The following is a 21759-nucleotide window of genomic DNA, read 5'->3' on the forward strand; positions in this document are numbered from 1 at the left end:
GATTCATGATGAGTATACTATCTTTTTTTCATAATCTTAAAGTGAAACATTATACTAAAAATATTCAAAAAACTGTAAAAGAATGTGGAGTAAATCTTCGGGTTAATGGTCCTTCTCTTGCAACATCTAACACTTACCTTGGAAATAATGTTAATTTTAATGGGATTCATATTCAAGGTAAAGGTGAAGTTAAAATTGGTGATAATTTCCATTCAGGTATTGAGTGTATGATCCTTACTGATAATCATAATTATGATAATGGTGAAGCTATACCTTATGATGAAACTATAATTAGTAAAAATGTTACTATAGAAGATAATGTTTGGTTAGGTAATCGTGTAAACATATTACCTGGTGTTACTATTCATGAAGGTGCTATAATTCAATTAGGAAGTGTTGTTGTTCGTGATGTTCCTAAGTGTGCTATAGTTGGTGGAAATCCAGCTACTGTTTTTAAATATCGTGATAAAGACCATTATGAAAAGTTAAAATCTCAAGCTAAATTTCATTAAAAACTAATTATTTATTTTTTTTCCTACTCTAAATTTTTAACTAATCATTTTTTTAAAGAATCTAATTTCTTCTATTTTTATACATTTCATTACAAATATTAAAGCGAAATATACTATTACTCCAATTATTATTGCGATTAGAACATTTATTAACCCTGTTGGGTTAATTAATTTAACTACTATTCCCATTATAATTGCTGCTATAATAATTTTTATAGTGGAACTTTTTTCATAAGGTAATTTATGATATTTTCTACTTTTATATGTTGTAATTGTGAATGTGAAAATATAACATAGTAATGTTACGAATGCTGCTCCAATGATTCCTAGAATTGGTACTAATAAAATATTTAATAAGATATTAGCTATTGCTGCTACGGTCCATAGTTTTCCTAAGATTTTTGTTTCTTTTTCTAATATTAAATAATTGTTAGTTATTCCGTAAACACCCATGAATATTGCACCTAAGCATACAAATGGTGTTACTAAGTATCCTGTATTTGCAATAGTGCTAGTTGTTATAAGTAAGAGTAATGGTTTGCTTAAAACTGACATTCCTACAGCTGCAGGTACTGTTAATAATAAGTAATATTTCATACTATACCTCATATAATAATCAACAGTTGCCATGTCTCCTTTTTCATAATGTTCTGGAAGTATTGCTGGGAGTAGAACAGCAAATGGTGATAAGAACATTAATAAAACACTTCCTAATGCATATCCTGGAGAGTAACAACCTACTGCTGCTGATCCAAGTATGGTTCCAATAACATATTTATCACTTGAATCAACTACCCATGAAGATACATTATTTGGAATAGTTGGAATAGCAAAAGATAGTTCCTCTCTCAAGTTTTTATATGAAGGCTTACCAATTCCAAGATATCCAACCACCATAATTAACATCATAATAAAGACTAATGCATATCCACTAAGTAAACCTAAAACAACAGTTTCAATATGATAACCTGAATACACAAGGAAAATACATAAAAGAACCCCAATATAACTTTGCAAAATCAAGAAAATACTATACTTCTTCATTTGCTGAAAAGTCCTAAAGAAAGTAATTAACATCAAATTCAAACAAGCAAAAAATGAAATCAAAGTAGTAATATATAATACTTGTAAATTCCCATTAAACAAAGCATTCGCTATAGTTTGTCTGAAAATCAAAAAACATCCACAAATAATCAAAGTAGATAACAAAGTAACTGAAATCATACTATAAAAAGAACCCCTAATCTTAGTTTTATCCTTCTCAGAAGATAAAAATCTAACCATAGTATAAGGTAGGCCAAGATTAGCAATATTCGGAACCAAAGCAACAGTAGTAGTAACTTGAGCCCACATACCATACTCAGCAGTGGAAAAACTCTTAGTAATAATTGGTATGAAAATAAGACTACTTAAACTAATTAAAATATTAGTAATACCAACTAAACCAATTCTCTGAACAAATTTAACATACTGACTCAAAACAAACACACCTAATAATCAAAACATTAAATCTTTTTTCGAGGAACTTGCATAATATTCTTATTCAACAAAACATCCTCTAAAAGTTGCTCATCATAATTCTTAAAAAAGAAATCAGCATTATACTCTTTCAAATCTAAATCTTTCAATTTATTAACCATATCATTAGGATTTCTAACTTTAACAACAATTTTCTTCTCAACCAAATCATCTAAATACTCAACACCAGGAACATCAACAATAAAAGTCTTACAATTAAAAGCTAAACCCTCATAAATTGCAGTAGAAAAAGCACCAACCTGATACTCAGATTCAGCAAATAATTTATATAACTCCGGTTCATTACTATCAATAACACTAAAATTATCTAACTTATCTGCTTCAACAAGTTTAGGATAATTCTCCTTCCAAGTACTATACTCCCCAGGATGTAATTTATAAATAAAATCATAACCATCTAACACACTAGCTAGATGGCATGCAAATTCACTTAAATACTTCCCTATAACCCCTTGGGAAATAAAAAGTATCTGATTCTTCTTCTTAGAAACATCCTTATACTTTTTACTATTATCCTCAAAATAAGGAAAACCAACACTAAAAATAGCATGCTTCTTAATAGGATAAGCACTAGCATCTTTCCAATAATCCCCAAAACTTAAAATCTTATTAGGGAAATAAGCTATATGTTCATAAGTCCCACTTTTAAGAGTAATATTCTCACTAGGATAACTATAACCTAAATGATACTTACTAATTATACCATGCTGTAATTCAATAACCTCTATACCTAAATCTTTACAAGCAGCAACCAAAGCTTTATTCTCATAAGCAACTACAACATAAACTTGTTCAACTTTCTTCTCATTCAATAATTCCCTATACTTCTCATATTCATACTGAAAATTAAGAATATGATTAGAAAAAATCTCAAATAAATTAACTTCAACACCAAAATGATTATGAATTAAATTCTCAATAGACTGTATAGTTTCAGATTCTTTCTCCGTATACTCAATATTATGTGTTTTTTTATAAAAATAAGAACCAAGCAAAATACGATCATTAAACTTAACCTTATCATCCTTTTTAATATAATGCTTATTTAAATAAGGAGAATCAAGAACTTCATAAGATTTACCTAAGTTTTCTAAGGTATCTCTTAAAAAATAACTATAAATATCCATATACTCCCCATTATTTAAGACCTTACGAGGATGATTAAAAATTAGAATTTCAAAATTATCTTGACCTTTAAAAGGATTACAAAAAATACTATTCTTAATAAAAGGCAAGAAAGATTTAACTTTATCAAATAAACTAACACTAGCTTGCTGAGCACTACCAAATAAACCAAGTTTACGGGTTATTTCATAATAAAGATATAAACGTACAAGTTCCCAAGGATAAACATGTTGAATCATAATATAATTAAGATTATACTCATTTTCCAATCTAAAAAATTCATCACAAACTTCTTTAACACTCATCATTTCAATTAAATCCTTCTACAAAATAATTAATATTTTTTCCCGTAAAAATTCTATTTAAACATATTAAAATCTAATAAGTCATCTTCACAAATATGTACTTTAACTTCCTTACCTAAAACTAAATTAATCTTATTAGGTGAAATACCGCTACCTGGACGTTTAAATGTTAAATCATCAATATCAATAATTTCACCAACATCCATATCACGCTTAGCAACTATGGATCTACGAGCTTGAATTCGTGCAGCACCTTCACAATCTAAGGGAACCTTATCATATTGACCATTAATACTTCTAATAAATTCAATATTTTTAAAAAACTTCTTAACATCAGATGGATCCATAGCATGATAATGATCATTACCTTTTAAAGTTTTATCTAATGTGAAATGTTTTTCAATAATTTTAGCACCATTTAAATAAGCAGTAGTAAGAACCAACATTTCATCATCAGGTTTAGTATGATCTGAATAACCAATATCATATTCTGGATAAAGATTTTTAAGATTTTTAATCATTAACAAATTAGCATCAGCATAATCTGTAGGGTAAGATAAAACACAATGCATAATACCAATATCACGGTTATCTTCATCTTCAATAGCCCGAATAGCTTCTGAAATCTCTTTAGTAGTTGAAGCCCCAGTAGAAATAATAATAGGTTTGTTTTTACGTGCAATAACCTTAATAAATGGAATATTTGTTAAATCGGATGAACTTATCTTATAAACACTCATAAATTCATCTAAATATTCAACAGATTCAAAATCAAAAGGGGTTGAAAGAAACATTATACCAATACTATCACAATACTTGGCAATTTCATGGTATTCTTCACTGCCAAATTGATCAAACTTTTTAAACAATTCATATTGGGAAGTTGTTGGTTCTTCATTTAAATCCCAATAAGCTGGAGAATTCTTTGAAGCAATTGTATTAGCTTTATAACTTTGAAATTTAACAGCTCCACAACCAGAATCTTTAGCTTCCTTAACCATTAATTTTGCAGCATCCATATTACTAATATTCATCTTTTTAGCTATGTCATAATAGTTAACACCAATTTCTGCAATTAAAAATGGTTCTTTATTGAATATGCTCATTGTTTAACATTTCTCCCTTTTTTTCTTTTTCAAATTCTAAATATTTTGGTTTAACAATTTTCATTAAGTTTTCAAAACCATGTCTAACATCAACATTTTTCATACGATTACTCATTTCCAGTCGTAAATCATAATTATAAATAATATCATTAATAGTTTTAATTAAATCAGTTTCCTTAACTTCACTACCTAATCCTAAATTAATAAAACCATTTTCCACATTACCAAAAATATGGGTTAATTCTCGTTGATTTTGACAAAGACAAACACATGGAACTCCAATAGAAGCTATTTCATACATTGTTCTACCTGCTGAAGTGAAAATAATGTCTGCTGAAATCATATATTCACTAATATTTTTAACATCTTCAAAGATTTCAATGTTACTGTAATCTTGGAACTCTTTTTCAATTCCTTTTTTATCCATATACCCAAGTCCAAGAATAACTTTAACATTACCTTTAAAATCACTCTTTAAAATAGAATTTAAAGTTTTTTTAGTTAAATCATTTGGATCTGTTCCTCCAAATGTTAATAAAATCTCTTTCACACTTGGATGGATTTCTTTATAAGGTTGATAATAGAATTCATCCTTTAAAATATAATAAAGATGACCACTGTATAAATTTTTAAGAGGTATCTTATGCTCATATAATGCATCACAAACTACATCAGCATATTTCACTCCCCCTCCTAAATCCTCAAAATTAAGAACAAAATAATCTTCATCTTTTAAACTTTTAATATAACTAGATGATGTGTTTAAAATATCATTTACTACAATATCCGGTTCATACTCCTTAATTTTACCTAGAATATTATCTTCTTTATGTGTAATGTATGGGTAATTATAATTTTTAATTATATTAATCCCAATTTCTTTATTCTCATTTAATAAGAACATAACATCATGATTCACTAATTTAGATGCAATAGCTAAACCTCGATAAATGTGGCCTGTGCCAATTTCATGAGAAGCATCAGTCTTAATAAGAATACGTTTTTTCATTAAAAGACGTTCTGCAACCCACCAATCCTCATAATTATCAATATCAATACTTTCATGAGGACTTACAGGTATTAAATCAATTTTTTCACCTAATCGTGAATCTTCTTTAAGGAATTCTCTTTTTGTTGCAAAAATAGAGCCAGTTTCACGGTATTGTTTAGGTAAATACTGACGATTAACCCTTTTACTATATAAAGGATAAAATTTATCATCTTCAGTATCATAACCCCAACTTAAATGCCTATCATCAACAACACTAATAACAGTATCATTACCCTCACAAAGCTTTTCAATAGCCTTATTCAAGGTACTGGTTTTTAAAAGAGGAGAAGTAGGTTGAAGAGTTATAACAAAATCATAAACAGTATTAAACTTTTCTTCTTGTTTAATTGTAGCATCATAAATAACAGGATCTAAAGGCACATTATCTTCTGCTAACTCTTTAGAACGTTTAATAACATCAGCACCAAACTTCTCAGCAATAAATTTAATCTCATCATCATCAGTACTAACAACAACATTATCAATATACTCAGAAGAATTAGCATGGTTAATAGTATGTGCAATTAAAGGTTTATCATTCATCATACGAATATTTTTACGAGGAATACCTTTAGAACCTCCTCTTGCAGGAATAACCACTAAAATTTTATTATCCTTATACATCTTTAAGAAAACCTTTTCCCTTTTTTAAATTTTAAAAAATAATTACTTTTCATATAAATTCATTATATTCATAAATATATAACCATAGAATATTTATATTTTTTTTAAAAAAAGGATAAAAATCTTTTAAAAATTAAATATATTTAGTTTCAACTAAAATTTTAAATATTTATTTAAACAAACAGAAATTACATTAAGAATTATAAAAATATTAATTACTATCTAATTATCAAAAAGAACATAATAAATAAAAAAACGGTGTAAAACAAAATGAAAAATTTATCTAAAGAATTAGTTAGCAGAATAAATGATATTGCTGTACCTGTAAGAATAATGCACGTTTGCGGATCACATGAACATGCCATAATGGAAAATGGGATAAGATCACTATTACCTGAAGAAGTAGAAATTGTTGCAGGACCAGGATGCCCAGTATGTGTAGTTCCATCAAGAGAAATAGATGAAGCACTATCACTTGTAAATCGAGATGTAACAATCACAACATTTGGAGACATGCTAAGAGTTCCAGGATCCAACCAATCACTAGCAGATGCAAAATCAAAAGGTGCAGATGTAAGAGTAGTTTATGGAATAAACAATGCAGTAGAACTAGCAGAAAAAAATCCAGAAAAAAAAGTAGTTTTCATTGCAGCAGGATTCGAAACAACTGCACCAACAACAGCATCAACAATACTAAACGAACCACCTGAAAACTTCTCAATCCTATCATGCCACAGATTAATACCACCTGCATTAGACTTCCTAATATCCTCAGGAGAAACAAATTTAAATGCACTAATCGAACCCGGACATGTTTGCACAATAATAGGAACCAAACCATTCGATCATTTCTCAACAAAATATGGAATACCACAAGCAACAGCAGGATTCAACCCATTAGACATTCTCATGGCAGTTTACCTAATCCTTAGACAAATCAAAAACGATGACCCTCATGTAGATAATGAATACAAAAGAGCAGTAAGAGAAGAAGGAAACATAGTAGCTCAAAAAGCAATGGATGAAGTATTCACAGTAAAAAGTAGAGAATGGAGAGGATTTCCAAAAATGCCAAACAGTGTTCTTGAATTAAAAGATGAATTCACCCAATACAATGCAAGAGACATATACGATATAGAAGTAAAAGATGTGAAAGAAGCACCAAAAGGTTGTATATGTGGACCAATACTTCGTGGATTAAAAAGACCAACAGATTGTAAATTATTCGGAAAATCCTGCAACCCAATGCACCCAATAGGAGCATGTATGGTAAGTAAAGAAGGAACCTGTAACATAGCACACAGATACACTCCAAAAAATTAAAAATACATATTCCATAAAAAGGATATAAAACAATGAAAAAAATAAAAGCTTTAGCATTAGATATTGACGGAACCATCACAGACTCACAAAGATTACTATCTATAAATGCAATCAAAACAATAAGAAAAGTTGAAAACAGTGGAATACCAGTAATATTAGTAACTGGAAATACAGCAGTATACACTTACGCATTAACAACTTCCATAGGTACAACAGGAGGAGTAGTAGGTGAAAACGGTGGAGTAATGTTTAAAGAAGGATACAAAAACAATGAAACAATAGTATTCGCAGATAAAAAATATATAGATAAAGCTTACAATTACCTAAAAGAAAACTTAACAAAAGAACATCAATTAAAAATAGTAGATGACCAATACTGCAGACTATCTGAAATAGCATTTTACAGAACAATGAATGCAGACATAATACGAGAAATATTAAAAGATTGGAATGTTAAAGTCTACGATAGTGGATTTGCCTTACACATAACAGATCAAAACATTAACAAAGGAATCACATTAGAAAAATTAGCAAAGATTTTAAAAATTAACCCTGACAACATAATGGGAATAGGAGACAGTGAAAACGACTTAGACTTCCTAGACCATGTTGGGATAAAAATAGCAGTAGCAAATGCTAGTTCAAATCTAAAAGAAAAAGCAGACTATGTTTGCAAGAAACCCAACGGTGATGGGGTAATGGAAGCTGTAGAAAAATTCATATTCAATGATTAAAAAAAAATAATAAAATAATTCAATTTATCAGGGGATAAAAAATACAATGTTAAATCAAATAATAGAAGAAGCAGAAAGAAACATTAGCAAATACTGTGATGAATACGAAATATTTGCTGAAAACTCAAAACTCTTAGAGTTAGATGCACAAAAATCAGATTTAAGCTTTGCAAAACAAGAAATCAACTTAGGACTAGGTATAAGAGTAATACAAGACAATAAATTAGGTTTTGCATTCACATCAGATATGAATAAAATATCAGAAACAGCAGAAAAAGCATATTCCAATGCAAAATTAAACCAAGAAGATTCAAACTTTGCATTTGCAGAAAAATCATCCTATCCAACAATAAAAAACAATTATGATAAGAAAAATGAAGAATTAGAATTAGATGAAATGACTTCATTCATGGAAAACATACTAAGCACAGTAGAAGAAAAAGGATGTAAACCAACAAGTGGAGGATTTTCAAGAGGATCCGGTGAAGAAATAATCTTAAACTCTAACGGAGTAAATGCATCTGAAAAAGGCACTGGTTTTGGAGCATACATTGCAGTAAACGCTTTTAAAAAAGATGAATTTTCAAGTGCATATGACTCAATATCCTCATGTAACTATGACTTTAATGGGGAAGAATTAGCAGAAAAAGTATCCCAACTAGCCATGGATTCAGTTGGTGGGGAAAACATAGATACTGGAGATAAAGAAGTAATCCTAGATTATAATGCAGCAACTGGATTATTAAACACTTTCATGAGCGGATTCAATGCAGATAATGTTCAAAGAGGAAGATCAATACTTAAAGACAAAGTAGGCAAATCAATCGTTAGTGAAAACTTATCCATATATGATGATGGAACTATAGATGCAGGTTTATCTAGTTGTAAATTTGATGGAGAAGGAACACCATCACAAAAAACAGAACTAGTAAAAGATGGAGTTCTTAAAGGATTTATATATGATATTTACACAGCAAACAAAGCTAATATAAAAAGTACAGGTAATGGTTTCAGAGGATCCTACTCATCAACACCAGGAGTAAGTTCATCAAACATAATACTAGATTTTAATAAAATGACAAAAATCGATGAAATAGATAATGGAATAATTGCAACAGACCTACTAGGAGCACACACTGCAAATCCAATAAGTGGAGATTTCAGTGTAGAAGTAAACAATGGATTTTTAATAGAAAATGGGGAAATCACCAAACCAATTAAAAAAGCAATGATATCTGGAAATGTTTTTGAAACATTTAAAAATTGTGAAGCAATAGATTCACAAATAAAACAATATGGATCATTTATCCTTCCAAAAATCTTATTACATAATTTAAGAGTAATTGGTTAAAAAAAAGAAATTCATATTAAAAAAATTTTCAATGAGAATAATTTAATTCTCATTTAACTACTTACTTATTTTTTTAGATAAAAAATTAGGATTCAAGGTTTTATACCTTCCATTTAAAATAGAATTAAATGTAAAATCCATAGCTTCATTAATAGATTTAAATAAATCCATATCATTATTTTTAATCAAATTAGCAACAATAGCAGCTGAAAAGGTACAACCAGAACCATGAGTATTATCACTCTCAATTAATTCTTGATTAAAAACTTTAACTTCCCCATTATAAAAAGTATTAACTCCATTTAAATGACCACCAGTAATGATTACATTACAATAATCACCAATCTTATAAGCAGCTTCAATGGCATCCTCTTTAGATTTAATCTCAATTCCACTTAATTGTTCTGCCTCAGAAACATTTGGAGTAGTAAGTATACATCGAGGAAGTAAATATTTTTTAAAAGCTTTACAAATATTATTTTCACTTAACTTATCACCAGCACTAGCAACCATTACAGGATCAACTACAATTTTTAAATCATATTCTATGACCTTTTTAGAGACAGCTTTAATAATGTCTTTGGAATATAATAAACCAGTTTTACCATAACCAATATCATATTCACTTAAAACAGAATCAAATTGTTCATTAATAAAATCCACAGTAATTGGTTTAACAGAATATACTTTAGATGGATTTTGAGCAGTTAATGCAGTTACAACACTTGTAGGGTGAATATTATAACTGGCTAATGTTTTAACATCAGTTAATATTCCAGCCCCACCAGAAGGATCTAAGCCTGCAATTGTAATACCAATCATAAATAATTAATCTCGTGTTACTTTTAGTCTTTCATGACCATGAATACTTTCAACACTAATATTTAAAGACTCTAAATACTTTTTAGTATCAGTACCTTTACCATGAATCATAATTTCCCCTAAATCTTCAGTTGTATTAACATCTAAAGCCATATAAAAAGAATCATGAACTAATGGGGAAAATCCTTTAGCCTCTGCATTTTCAACATGTTTTTGAAAACTAAACTCTCCAAATTCCATATTAATACCACAAGGCTTAATAATAAGAGCATTAGTTCCCCCACCTTTAGAAGGTACAATAAGAAAATCAAGCTTGCTCGCTTGTTTAATAATTAATTTAATATTAGTTTTACCAATAAGCGGAACATCAGAAGGTATAATTAACACTTTTCGAGTTTTACCTCTACAATAAGTCATAGCCTGATTAAGAGCCTTATTCAAATTACTATCCTCATTTTCAACTAAAGTATCAACTTTTAACTTTTTAGCATAATCTAATACTTCACTGTCCCGACTAATAATAATAATCTTATCAACTAACCTTTTAAGAGTAGCTGTAACATCTTTTAACATAGCTTTTAACAAGTCTTCTCTTTCTTCACTAGATAAAAATGGAGACAATCGTGTTTTAGCATCAGTGAATTTACTTACAGGTATTATTGCATAAATCTTATCCACAACTATCAATACTCCAAAAATTTTAAAAATTTTTTTATAATAATTTAATAAGTTTTAGCTATTAAAGCAACATGTTTAGCAGGTTTACCACAATGAGCACAAACATCATCAGTTTCAATATCTTCCTTATAAGTTCCAAGTAAATCAATATCAGTTAACTCTTCAATAGCTTTTCCACAGTCTTCATCCCCACACCATGGGAAACTAACCATATTACCATTTTCAATAAGACTATTTATCTCATTAACATCCTCAACTGATTTAATATTATCCTTAAATGAATCCCAAGCATTTTCTCTTAATAAACCATCAATATCATTTAAAGCATTTTTAACTGGTGAAACAATATCCTCTTTAAGACTAAGCTCTATCTTTTCAAGATTATCTCTTCTTACAAGAACAGTTTTATTATTTTCTAAATCTCTTGGACCAAGTTCTAATCTAATTGGTGTTCCTTTTAATTCCCATTCATAAAATTTCTTACCTGGTCTAATATCTCTACTATCAATTCTTACACGTATACCAGCATTTTCTAAACTTTCTTTAATTTCATTACACTTGTTTAAAACTTCTTCTTTTCCTTTTTTAAATAATATAGGAATTATAGTAACTTGTTTAGGGGATATTTTTGGAGGTAAAACTAATCCTTTATCATCACCATGAATTCCAATAACTGCAGCTATTACTCTATCACTAATACCATAACAGGTTTGATAAGCATATTCATGTTCTCCTTCTTTATTCTCAAAGGTTATATCATAAGTTTTTGCAAATGTTTGACCAAGATTATGCACAGTTCCAATTTGTAAAGCTTTTCCATCAGGTAATAATGTGTCAAAAGCCATAGTATAATTTGCACCAGGGAATTTATCCCAAATAGGTCTTTTAGTAATAGTATAAGGAATTCCAAGTTCATTGAAAAGTTTCTTAAAAATTTCAATACCTATTTTAACTTGTTCCTCTGCTTCTTCAGAACTAGAATGAACTGTATGAGCTTCTGCAAAAGTAGTTATTTCACGAACTCTAATCAAAGGACGAGTATGCTTAGTTTCATATCTAAAAGTATTAACAACTTGATAATATCTCATTGGTAAGTCAATATGGGATCTAACCCATAAAGATAACATTGGATAAATACTACTTTCACTTGTAGGACGTAAAGCTAACTTTTCATTTAATGGTTTATTACCACCTTGAGTTACCCAATAAACTTCATCTTCAAATCCTTTCACATGTCTTCCTTCTTTAGCTAATTCACTTTCAGGAATTAATAAAGGGAATAATACTTCTTCATGATCTTTATCAAGTAATTCACTATAAACTTTTAACATATGTTTTCTTATTTGATATCCGTATGGTAACCAAACACTCATACCTTTAATTGGATATCTAGCATCAGTTATATTTGCTTCTTCTAAAATATTGTGGAACCATTCACTAAAGTTTTCCAAATTTATCACCTAATAATAATTTAACAATTAATATTTTATTGTTTTTTAAATTTTATATATCTTATCCAAAAAATTTAATTTTTCTCATAAAATATTATAAAATACCAAAACTTTTTTTAATCTATTAAATATAGAATATTATTGAATGATAAATAAATTATAAGGAGAATATTTTTGTCATGGTAACTAAAAAAATTCAATTACCTCGTGAAGTACATATTGGACCAGGTTTAATTGATAATACAGGAACAATATGTAATGATTTAAGGTTTTACAATGATGCATTAATGGTTTGTGGACCCCACACCTATAAAATTGCAGGTAAACAAGTTATTGATAGTTTAGAAAATGCAGATTTCAGTGTTGAAGTAGTTAAAGTAGATTCAGCCACTCAAGAAAGTGTGAATCAGGTAGAAGAAAAAATAGGTAAAGCTCAAGTAATACTTGGAGTAGGTGGAGGTAAAATCATTGATGTTGCTAAAATGTCCTCAGCAAATACTGGAACCTACTTTTTATCCGTTCCAACCACAGCATCACATGATGGAATAACATCCCCTTTAGCATCAATAAAAAGTGATAAAGGCAGTGTGTCAATTAAAGCACAATCTCCAATGGCAGTAGTTGCTGATACTGATATTATAAGAAATTCTCCTTACCGTCTTTTAGCATCAGGATGTGCCGATGTAATAGCAAATTACACAGCAGTACTAGACTGGAAACTAGCTAAAAGATTACAAAATGTTAGTTACAGTGAATCTGCATCATCTCTATCACAAATGACTGCAAAACTAATAACTCAAGGTGCTGATCAAATAAAACCAGGATTAGAAAAAAGTACAAGACTAATTGCAAAAGCATTATTCAGTACAGGAGTTGCTATAAGTATAGCAAACACATCCCGTCCTGCAAGTGGATCAGAACACCTTTTCTCACATGCATTAGATAAAATAGCAGAAAAACCAGCACTTCACGGAGAACAATGTGGAGTAGGAACTATAATGATGATGAACCTACATGGTGGGGACTGGAAATGTATACGTGACTCATTACAAAAAGTTAAAGCACCAACTACAGCAAAAGAATTAGGGGTAAGTCCTGAAGAAATAATAGAAGCTTTAACAATAGCACATACAATAAGAGACAGATATACTATACTTGGGGATAGAGGATTATCTAGAGAAGCAGCAGAACAACTAGCAACAAGTACAGGGGTGATTTAATGATAACATTAATAGGTAAAGAATTAGCGAAAAAAGGAACAAGTTTCATATTTCAAGGACCTGCTGATGAATGTGAAACATGTAGATTCGAAACAACATGTATAGGTTCATTAAAAGTTGGAAGAAAATACACTATAACCGAAGTCAAAGACTCAGAACTTAAATGCCCAATTCATGCAGAAGAAAAAGTAGTACCTATAGAAGTAGAACTAGCAGATATTGAAATGTTATTAGATTCCAAAAAAGTATTTGAAGGATCATATTTTAATTATGAAAAACCAGTATGTACAATTAAAGATTGTAAATATCATCATTTGTGTTTCCCTGATGGTTTAATTTCTGAAGATAAAGTATCAATAGCAAAAGACTTAAGAGAATCACCAGATGATTGTCAAATGGGTTTATCTTTAAAGAAGATATTAGCTAGATTCTAAAAATAATATTATATAATTTAATCTGTATAAAAATTAAATATTGAACAAAAAAAATTAATAAAGGTGGAAGAAGAACTATGAACCTTAAATTAAATGCAGGATATGCTGCAGCAGAATTAGTAAAAGATGGTCAAGTTTTAGGTCTTGGAACCGGTTCAACAACTCATTATTTCATAGAAAAAGTAGGACAAAGAGTTAAAGAAGAAGAATTAGAATTATTCGGAATCCCTACAAGTTACCAATCATTTTTACTTGCAAAAAAATGGAATATACCATGCACAACATTAAATGAATACAGTATAGATTTAGCTGTTGATGGTGCCGATGAAGTGGATCCTCAAAAAAATCTTGTAAAAGGTGGAGGAGCAGCTCATACACTTGAAAAAATTGTGGATTACTCTGCAAAAGAATTAGTTATAATTGCAGATGAATCTAAAGAGGTTGAAAAACTTGGAGCATTTCCAGTTCCAGTTGAAGTTATTAAAGAAGCAACACAACCTGTAATAAGTGCTTTAACTGATATGGGTGCAGAACCAGTTATAAGAATGGGTGTTCAAAAGGATGGACCTGTAATAACTGATAATGGAAATTTCATTATTGATGCTAAATTCCCTACAATTGACAGTCCTGTTGATATGGAAATTGAGCTTAACACTATTCCCGGTGTTGTTGAAAATGGTATATTTACTGAAATGGTAGATAAAGTAATTTTTGGAACTAAAAATGGTTTAAAAGAATTATAAATATTAAATTTTATTAAATGGAGTGTGATTTTTCATGCCAATTCCTGGACTTAATATACCTTATGAATTTAGAAAGATGTTAAACATGTTTTTAATTTTAATGGGTATAGCTATAATTATTTATGCAGTTTTATGGATTTTAGCTAAGTTAGCATTGATTCCATATGTATTTTTCAGTATTTTCCCACAAATAATACTATTAATAATTGGTATTTTTATCTTTTATCAAGCTTGGATTAACAGAAAACAATACTAAAAACTATTTTTTTTATTTTATTTAGAAGAATATTTTTCTTTTTTCCACATTTTTTATAGAAACATTTATATACTAAAAAAATTATATTAAATAATGCTTATATTTTTATATAAAATTTTTTAATTCAGATAAAAGGATTAAAAAATAAATTAATAATAAAAAGATTTTTAATAACTACTCACAAATAAAATTAAACTACTATTAAAAAATAAAATATAATTTTTAATTAATAGTTAAGGAATATTAAACTCTAAAATTTTTATAAAAAAGTATTCGGCTTTTTTGGTTAGGAATAAAAGTTTTGGCAAGTTATAATAACGATGATATAACTATTAATTAAAAAAAATATTTATTTACTATTCCAATAATATGTTATTTAAAAAAAATTTTCACGCTCAGCTATTATTATTAATTAAAATATAAGAAAATAAGCTTTTTATTAAAGTTATATAAACCTAAAAAAATTACCTTAAAAGAAAAATTCAATAAAATGTAGTCTAATGAATCGTTTTTTCTTAAACTCCATTTAACAAGAACTCATTTATTTACCCAAAATTAATTCTATTTGGAAAAAACGAATATAAAACACGTAAAAAGGTTTCAATATAACTTTAATAAAAAATCCTCTTATTTTTAAATTTTTATACTATTTCTAAAATAACTTAACTCCAACATTAAAAAAATATTATAGTAATAATATATAAACAAATATATTACTAATATTAAACAAAACTAAAACTATAATGTAAATTTTATAAAATTAATTTTTATCACATTATACTAATAAACAATAAAACTTTTTTGGAGGAAAACGGATAAAATGTCAAAAATTTTTATTTCATGTGCATTACCCTACGCAAATGGACCTTGCCATTTAGGACATTTAAGATCAACTTACATTCCTGCAGACATCTATGCAAGATGTAATAGAATGCAAGGAAACGAAGTATTATTTGTCTGTGCAACTGATGAACATGGAACACCAATCGCTGTACAAGCAGAAAATGAAGGAAAAAAACCTATAGAAATAGCTAAAAGATATCATGATATGATAGTTGAAGATGTAAAATCTTGCGACATCACATTAGACAGTTTCACACGTACAACAGATAAATTACACTATGAAATCAGTCAAAACTTCTTTTTAAACCTATACAACAAAGGATTAATATATGAACACACTATAGAACAATTATACTGTGAAAATTGTCATAAATTCTTACCAGACCGATACGTTGAAGGAACATGCCCAGTATGTGGAGCAGAAGGAGCAAGAGGAGACCACTGTGAAAGTTGTGGAAGACACTTAGAACCAACTGAACTCAAAGAACCACAATGTTTAACCTGTGGACACACACCAGTTATAAAAACAAGTAAACAATACTTCTACAAACTCAGTAACTTCGAAGATGACATAGAAGAATACATAGAAAACAATAAAAAATTACCCTCAAATGTAAGAAACTATGCACTAAACTGGTTAAAAGAAGGTTTAGACGATTGGATAATGACAAGAGATATGAAATGGGGTATACCTGTCCCATTAAAAGATGCTGAAGGAAAAGTAATATATGTTTGGGGAGAAGCATTCCTCGGATACATATCATCAGCAGCACAATGGTCAAGAAAAACAGGAAAACCATGGGAAGACTACTGGAATGATACAGCAATACATTTCATTGGTAAAGATATCATCTACCATCACGCACTATTCTGGCCAGCATTACTATCCGGTTATGGTTGTAAATTACCAGACAACATATTTGCCGGAGAATTCCTATCCCTTGAAGGTAAAAAAATGAGTACAAGTAAAAATTGGGTAATATGGGTATCTGATTTTGTACGTGACTTCGACTCAGACTTACTAAGATACTACTTAACAATCAACGCACCACTAAACAAAGACACAGATTTTAGTTGGGATGATTTCCAAAGAAGAGTAAACGATGAACTTGCAGATGTACTTGGAAACTTCTTACACAGAACTTTCACATTCACCCACAAATTCTTCGATGGAAAAGTACCAGAATACAAAAATCCAAGCCAAGAAGACATTGAATTTGAAAAATTAATAAAACAATTACCTGAAACAGAAAAAGATTACATAAACGATTTTAAATTCAGAGAAGGATTAGTTGAAGTTTTCAAAGTAGCTAAAGCAGCTAACAAATACTTTAATGACCAAGAACCTTGGAAAGCAATAAAAGAAAATCCACAAAAAGCAGCAAACACAGTATACTTATGTGATCAATTAGCAAAAAGCTTTGCAACATTAACAAAACCATACATCCCAAAAACTGCAGATAAAATCGCAAAAATAGTAAACATCACAGATAATGATACTTGGGATAAAGCAACAGAATACCTCCCAATAGGTCATGAAATAAACAAACCAAAACCACTATTCCAAAAAATAGAAGATTCAACAATCAAAGCAGAAAAAGAAAAATTATACAAAAACTTAGAAAAAAGCACAGATAATGGAGAAAAGAAAATGAGTGAAAAAATCAGTATAGATTACTTTGATAAAGTAGAAATAAGAATTGGACAAATAAAAGAAGCAGAAAAAATTGAAAAATCTAATAAATTATTAAAATTACAAGTAAATGTTGGAGACAAAACATTACAAATAGTTGCAGGATTAGCAAAAAGATACAGTCCAGAAGAATTAATAGATAAAAAAGTAACAGTACTAGTAAACTTAGAACCTGCAAAACTATTTGGTGTAGAATCCCAAGGAATGCTTTTAGCATCAGGTGAAAGTGCAGCACTACTCGTACCTGAAGAACCAGTTAATGTAGGTGAAGAAATACAATAAGAAAAATATTTAAAATTAATTCTATCCAATTTAAAATTGAAAAATATTCGGCGTATAAAAAAAACTTTAAATAAAAAAAATATTTAAAATTAAAAGATAGAATTAAATTAAAAAACTTCCCCTCCAACCCCCCCAACTTTATTTAGTCTTTTTATGAAAAATTAGCCTCACAGGTGAGTAATAAAATGGATGAATCCATGCTCATAACAAATGCTGAAAAGTATTTAAATAAAATAGATAAAGAAAAAATTGACATAAAACACATTAACAACATTGAAGAGTTTAAAACAGTCTACTTCAGGTTTCAAGAAAGATTAAACACCTTACAAGATTTAAAAGAAAAAATGGATGCAAATGGTTACACAGCACCATTTAGATCATTAAACCGTTATGGAGTTTCCTCCACATCAGATGTTGGATTTGATGAAATATCTGAAATAAACCGTCATAACCAACACTTCAGATTAAAAGCAACAGCAAAACGAAACATTTTAGATCGAGTTAAAGCAGCAATAGACTCACATAAAATAGCAATGGGAAACCTTGAATCCTATGGTCAATTTAAATGTAAAGACTGTGGAAAAAGTTACAGACCAACAAACTTCAATAATCCAAATATAAAATGTGACTGTGGTAGTGAAAACTTTGAATTTGATGTAGACGAATCCGGAGTCTACAGACTAGAAATAATACCACACTTACCATTATCTGGTAACTACATGGTATTAATGAGTGAACTATCTGAATGGGGAAGAGATTCACTTAAAAAAGTTTTAAATTTACTTAAAACTAAAAGAAAAACAGTAATAACAAATGTATCTCCTGTAATCTCAGTAAAAGAAAACAATAGATGGATAACAAAAAGAGTATCCCTAGATTCTGAATTCGTAGATAGCTATGAAGAAGAACTTCGAAGAATTTATGGAAGAAACTTCCGAATAGAAAGATTAGACTTCCATAGATCAAGACCAACAATAATAAATGATAAACATACAAGAACCGCTCTAGCAATAGCTTACGTGAAACATTCAGAAACCATAGTTAAAAAACACAAACAAGCAATCCTAAAAAATAATATTAGAAACTTAGAACACTTACAAATCTATGACGAAGTAGTTAAAGATGTTAAATTAGACAACCCAAACTTTATCGAAGAACTTGACACATTAGAAGAATGGAGAAACAATAAAGTAAGTGAAATATTACAAGATATAGGATTAATGGATAAATTCGGTCACTTAGACAGAACATTAAAAAGCGATATTAAAAAAAGAGACCAAATAGAACAAACAATATTCTCAGAAATAGCTCCAACACTAATAAGATGGGATATCTTCAAATACTACATAACAACCTCCAATGATAAAAGAAAAAGATATGGCGGACCATTCCCATACATCAGAGGAGATATAGACAGACAACAAAGAAAAATTTTCCAAAGATATTCAAACAAAACCATCAAAATATTACAAGAAATGGAAAATGAGAAAATCATACCAGTACCAGACATGGATCTTTTACTTTACAAAAAATTCAATTTAGAAAAACAAATAAAAAATTCTAATATAAAATTAGATTACACAGCACTAGGTGCAGCAATGATAAGTACCAACTCAGATATTCCAATAAAAGAATCAGCTAGAGTATTCACTGTATCCCAAAAACGTGTAGAAAAAGAAATCAAAAACTTAGAAAACAGTAAAAGACCTAGAAGTAAAAAATCAAAAAAGTTTTTAGAAATGATAAAAAATTAAAAAAAAGGGTTAAAATTCAATGATTAATGAGGATCAACAAAATTCAACAGACTTAGATATTAATGCGTGGCAAATACATATTACTCATCCATTAACTTCAGAAAAAATAATAGAATTAATGGATAATTATCCTAGTCTTAGAAGAATAACATGTTCACAGAGTTTATATGATAATATTTCCCCAAAATATCTTGAAGCATTAAAATCATTAGACATAAAAGTGGAAGTAGAATATAATTGGGGAAGAAAACGAGTACACCCTCAAGAAGATATAGATAAAGTATTAAACTCTTTAAAAGAAGGAAATTCACCTAAAAGTATTAGTGAACAGTTCAATATTCCTTTAAATAGGGTATATTACTTCAGATCAAAATATTCAAACGATTCTAAAAAAGATTATAATTTCTATAAAAGAAAATATGATGATAAATTACGTTTAAAGATTAAAAATTTAGTTAAAAACGGTGAAAAACCAAAGAACATATCAAAAGACTTTAATATTCCTCTTAGATCTGTTTATAATATTTTAAATGATAAATAACTTCTTTTTACATTTTTTTACTAAAATTTGATTAAATCCATTTTTTTTTTAAGATTACTCTTAGATGAGGGTAATGTTTAATGATAAAATCATCATAATACTTTTTTATAATTTTTACAAAGGATAAAATTCTTTTATTTCTATCTATACGCTATTTAAAACATTTATATACTCTTTCAATCTCGTTTTTAGTTTTATTATTTTTTCAATAATCCCTTTTTTTAAAAAATTTAAATGGATAATTTTTAATATTAATAATAATATAATAAGATTAATTTTTACTTTAATTAAGTAATGTTTTTTATTAAAAAAAATTTAAATGGAGAAATAAAAGTTCATGATTTCAGTTTTAACACCTCCACATCTGCCTTTAGTTTTAATTGCATTGGTTTGTGGTATTGTATCATTTGCAGTTACTTGGTTTGTTATGCCTCATCTTATTCATCGTTTGGAAAATGCTCATATTGTAGGTAAGGATATTCATAAATCTTTAAAGCCTATTGTTGCAGAGATGGGTGGTTTAGGAATATTATTTGGTTTTATTATTGGTATGTTTTGTGGTGTTTATTTATTTTCTACACTTACATTTCAATTGATTATTGTATTATTGGTTATTCTACTTGTAGGTATTATTGGTATGGTTGATGATTTAATAATGCTTTCATCTTATGAGAAGTTAATATTGCTATTTTTTGCAGGTATTCCTTTAATTTGGGCTGCTCCACCTAATGTTGGATTTTTCTATATTATTTGTATTCCTATTGCAGTTAGTATTTGTTCTAATTTAACTAATATGCTTGCTGGTTTAAATGGTATTGAATCTGGTTTAGGTGTAATTGCAATGGTTTCTCTTACTATTTCTTGTATTGTTCTTGGTAAGTATGATGTGGCTATTATAAGTATGAGTATGTTAGGTCCTTTAATTGCATTTTTATACTTTAATAAGCATCCGGCTAAGGTTTTCCCTGGGGATACTGGTACATTAATTATTGGTGCAGCTATTGCAGCTATTGCATTTATTGGAAGATTAAAGTTCATTGCTTTTATTATATTATTACCTAATATTATTGATGCTGCATTGAAATTTTATAGTGCTGGTGTTATGAATCGTGCAGATCAAAAGCCTACTCAGGTTTCATCTGATGGTACTCTTTTCAGTCCAGATCAAGGTTTCAAGTCTTTGATTCGTTTTGTTTTAAGAAAACCTGTTGATGAGAAGACTGCTGTTAAAATGATTTGGGGTATTGGAATCTTTTTCGGTCTTGTTGGTATTATTATTGCTATATTGATGCCTGGTGTTTTAGATAATCATTTAATGGCTCAATTTTTAAGTTTTAAAGATTTATTTTATCATATTTAAAATTTTTTTTAT

General features: G+C 28.7%; 19 protein-coding genes. 12 read left to right on the plus strand and 7 right to left on the minus strand.

The window, feature by feature from the left end:
- Positions 1-5: 5 nt before the first annotated feature.
- A complete protein-coding gene (locus BP997_RS05770; RefSeq protein WP_413823749.1) occupies positions 6-512 on the plus strand; it encodes an acyltransferase in 507 nt (168 codons plus the stop codon).
- Positions 513-548: 36 nt separating this feature from the next.
- On the opposite strand, the gene BP997_RS05775 is transcribed toward BP997_RS05770, so the two are convergent.
- Genes BP997_RS05775 through BP997_RS05790 form a run of 4 tightly spaced genes read right to left on the minus strand, consistent with a single transcriptional unit; the run spans position 549 to position 6262 of the window.
- On the minus strand, positions 549-2000 hold the full coding sequence (locus BP997_RS05775; RefSeq protein ID WP_413823752.1) for a flippase: 1452 nt from the start codon (positions 1998-2000) through the stop codon (positions 549-551).
- Positions 2001-2017: 17 nt separating this feature from the next.
- The gene (locus BP997_RS05780; protein ID WP_413823755.1) at positions 2018-3484 is read right to left on the minus strand and encodes a sialyltransferase; all 1467 of its coding nucleotides are present in this window, start codon (positions 3482-3484) and stop codon (positions 2018-2020) included.
- Between the two features lie 50 nt (positions 3485-3534).
- A complete protein-coding gene (locus BP997_RS05785) occupies positions 3535-4587 on the minus strand; it encodes an N-acetylneuraminate synthase family protein (RefSeq protein WP_413823758.1) in 1053 nt (350 codons plus the stop codon).
- Entirely contained in the window at positions 4571-6262 is a 1692-nt protein-coding gene (locus tag BP997_RS05790) for a cytidylyltransferase domain-containing protein (protein WP_413823761.1), read from the minus strand. Before BP997_RS05790 ends, BP997_RS05785 begins: the two co-directional genes overlap by 17 nt.
- A gap of 270 nt (positions 6263-6532) precedes the next feature.
- On the opposite strand from BP997_RS05790, the gene hypD reads away from it, so the two are divergent.
- Genes hypD through BP997_RS05805 form a run of 3 tightly spaced genes read left to right on the plus strand, consistent with a single transcriptional unit; the run spans position 6533 to position 9670 of the window.
- On the plus strand, positions 6533-7585 hold the full coding sequence (gene hypD / locus BP997_RS05795) for a hydrogenase formation protein HypD (protein WP_409198515.1): 1053 nt from the start codon (positions 6533-6535) through the stop codon (positions 7583-7585).
- 32 nt (positions 7586-7617) lie between these two features.
- On the plus strand, positions 7618-8319 hold the full coding sequence (locus tag BP997_RS05800; RefSeq protein ID WP_413823765.1) for a phosphoglycolate phosphatase: 702 nt from the start codon (positions 7618-7620) through the stop codon (positions 8317-8319).
- Positions 8320-8365: 46 nt separating this feature from the next.
- The gene (locus BP997_RS05805; protein ID WP_413829034.1) at positions 8366-9670 is read left to right on the plus strand and encodes a TldD/PmbA family protein; all 1305 of its coding nucleotides are present in this window, start codon (positions 8366-8368) and stop codon (positions 9668-9670) included.
- 57 nt (positions 9671-9727) lie between these two features.
- Here BP997_RS05805 and thiD read toward each other — a convergent pair whose 3' ends face one another.
- The 3 genes from thiD to proS are packed head-to-tail and all read right to left on the minus strand — an operon-like array spanning position 9728 to position 12621.
- Positions 9728-10492 (minus strand): bifunctional hydroxymethylpyrimidine kinase/phosphomethylpyrimidine kinase, encoded by a 765-nt coding sequence (thiD, locus tag BP997_RS05810; protein WP_413823770.1) that lies wholly within the window; start codon positions 10490-10492, stop codon positions 9728-9730.
- A gap of 6 nt (positions 10493-10498) precedes the next feature.
- Positions 10499-11170 carry a 2-phospho-L-lactate guanylyltransferase gene (cofC, locus tag BP997_RS05815; RefSeq protein ID WP_413823772.1) on the minus strand — a complete coding sequence of 224 codons (672 nt, stop codon included), beginning with the start codon at positions 11168-11170 and terminating at the stop codon, positions 10499-10501.
- A gap of 44 nt (positions 11171-11214) precedes the next feature.
- Positions 11215-12621 carry a proline--tRNA ligase gene (gene proS / locus BP997_RS05820; protein ID WP_413823774.1) on the minus strand — a complete coding sequence of 469 codons (1407 nt, stop codon included), beginning with the start codon at positions 12619-12621 and terminating at the stop codon, positions 11215-11217.
- A gap of 179 nt (positions 12622-12800) precedes the next feature.
- On the opposite strand from proS, the gene BP997_RS05825 reads away from it, so the two are divergent.
- The 8 genes from BP997_RS05825 (at position 12801) to BP997_RS05860 (ending at position 21747) form a co-directional block, all read left to right on the plus strand.
- The gene (locus BP997_RS05825; protein WP_409198521.1) at positions 12801-13841 is read left to right on the plus strand and encodes an NAD(P)-dependent glycerol-1-phosphate dehydrogenase; all 1041 of its coding nucleotides are present in this window, start codon (positions 12801-12803) and stop codon (positions 13839-13841) included.
- Complete coding sequence (locus tag BP997_RS05830; protein ID WP_413823776.1) at positions 13841-14275, plus strand: UPF0179 family protein; 435 nt, start codon at positions 13841-13843, stop codon at positions 14273-14275. Before BP997_RS05825 ends, BP997_RS05830 begins: the two co-directional genes overlap by 1 nt.
- 77 nt (positions 14276-14352) lie before the next feature.
- The gene (rpiA, locus tag BP997_RS05835; RefSeq protein WP_409198523.1) at positions 14353-15018 is read left to right on the plus strand and encodes a ribose-5-phosphate isomerase RpiA; all 666 of its coding nucleotides are present in this window, start codon (positions 14353-14355) and stop codon (positions 15016-15018) included.
- Positions 15019-15052: 34 nt separating this feature from the next.
- Complete coding sequence (locus tag BP997_RS05840) at positions 15053-15274, plus strand: hypothetical protein (RefSeq protein WP_409198524.1); 222 nt, start codon at positions 15053-15055, stop codon at positions 15272-15274.
- Between the two features lie 820 nt (positions 15275-16094).
- Positions 16095-18092, plus strand: a complete 1998-nt coding sequence (gene metG / locus BP997_RS05845; RefSeq protein ID WP_409198525.1) for a methionine--tRNA ligase — start codon at positions 16095-16097, stop codon at positions 18090-18092.
- 185 nt (positions 18093-18277) lie between these two features.
- Positions 18278-19846, plus strand: a complete 1569-nt coding sequence (locus tag BP997_RS05850; RefSeq protein ID WP_413823779.1) for a DUF530 domain-containing protein — start codon at positions 18278-18280, stop codon at positions 19844-19846.
- A 19-nt stretch (positions 19847-19865) separates the two neighbouring features.
- On the plus strand, positions 19866-20387 hold the full coding sequence (locus BP997_RS05855; RefSeq protein ID WP_413823782.1) for a resolvase: 522 nt from the start codon (positions 19866-19868) through the stop codon (positions 20385-20387).
- 337 nt (positions 20388-20724) lie between these two features.
- Positions 20725-21747: a multidrug transporter gene (locus tag BP997_RS05860; protein WP_413823785.1), complete on the plus strand. Its 1023-nt coding sequence runs from the start codon at positions 20725-20727 to the stop codon at positions 21745-21747.
- The last annotated feature ends 12 nt before the right edge of the window (positions 21748-21759 follow it).

The organism is Methanobrevibacter sp. UBA412, assembly GCA_002495685.1.
Lineage (GTDB): Archaea > Methanobacteriota > Methanobacteria > Methanobacteriales > Methanobacteriaceae > Methanobrevibacter_A > Methanobrevibacter_A acididurans.

Excerpts from the sequence above, each read along its gene's own strand:
- BP997_RS05770 (WP_413823749.1), top strand. The coding sequence starts at position 6 with ATGATGAGTATACTATCTTTTTTTCATAATCTTAAAGTGAAACATTAT.
- BP997_RS05780 (WP_413823755.1), bottom strand. The coding sequence starts at position 3,484 with ATGATGAGTGTTAAAGAAGTTTGTGATGAATTTTTTAGATTGGAAAAT.
- BP997_RS05785 (WP_413823758.1), bottom strand. The coding sequence starts at position 4,587 with ATGAGCATATTCAATAAAGAACCATTTTTAATTGCAGAAATTGGTGTT.
- BP997_RS05790 (WP_413823761.1), bottom strand. The coding sequence starts at position 6,262 with ATGTATAAGGATAATAAAATTTTAGTGGTTATTCCTGCAAGAGGAGGT.
- hypD (WP_409198515.1), top strand. The coding sequence starts at position 6,533 with ATGAAAAATTTATCTAAAGAATTAGTTAGCAGAATAAATGATATTGCT.
- BP997_RS05800 (WP_413823765.1), top strand. The coding sequence starts at position 7,618 with ATGAAAAAAATAAAAGCTTTAGCATTAGATATTGACGGAACCATCACA.
- BP997_RS05805 (WP_413829034.1), top strand. The coding sequence starts at position 8,366 with ATGTTAAATCAAATAATAGAAGAAGCAGAAAGAAACATTAGCAAATAC.
- thiD (WP_413823770.1), bottom strand. The coding sequence starts at position 10,492 with ATGATTGGTATTACAATTGCAGGCTTAGATCCTTCTGGTGGGGCTGGA.
- BP997_RS05825 (WP_409198521.1), top strand. The coding sequence starts at position 12,801 with ATGGTAACTAAAAAAATTCAATTACCTCGTGAAGTACATATTGGACCA.
- BP997_RS05830 (WP_413823776.1), top strand. The coding sequence starts at position 13,841 with ATGATAACATTAATAGGTAAAGAATTAGCGAAAAAAGGAACAAGTTTC.
- rpiA (WP_409198523.1), top strand. The coding sequence starts at position 14,353 with ATGAACCTTAAATTAAATGCAGGATATGCTGCAGCAGAATTAGTAAAA.
- BP997_RS05840 (WP_409198524.1), top strand. The coding sequence starts at position 15,053 with ATGCCAATTCCTGGACTTAATATACCTTATGAATTTAGAAAGATGTTA.
- metG (WP_409198525.1), top strand. The coding sequence starts at position 16,095 with ATGTCAAAAATTTTTATTTCATGTGCATTACCCTACGCAAATGGACCT.
- BP997_RS05850 (WP_413823779.1), top strand. The coding sequence starts at position 18,278 with ATGGATGAATCCATGCTCATAACAAATGCTGAAAAGTATTTAAATAAA.
- BP997_RS05855 (WP_413823782.1), top strand. The coding sequence starts at position 19,866 with ATGATTAATGAGGATCAACAAAATTCAACAGACTTAGATATTAATGCG.
- BP997_RS05860 (WP_413823785.1), top strand. The coding sequence starts at position 20,725 with ATGATTTCAGTTTTAACACCTCCACATCTGCCTTTAGTTTTAATTGCA.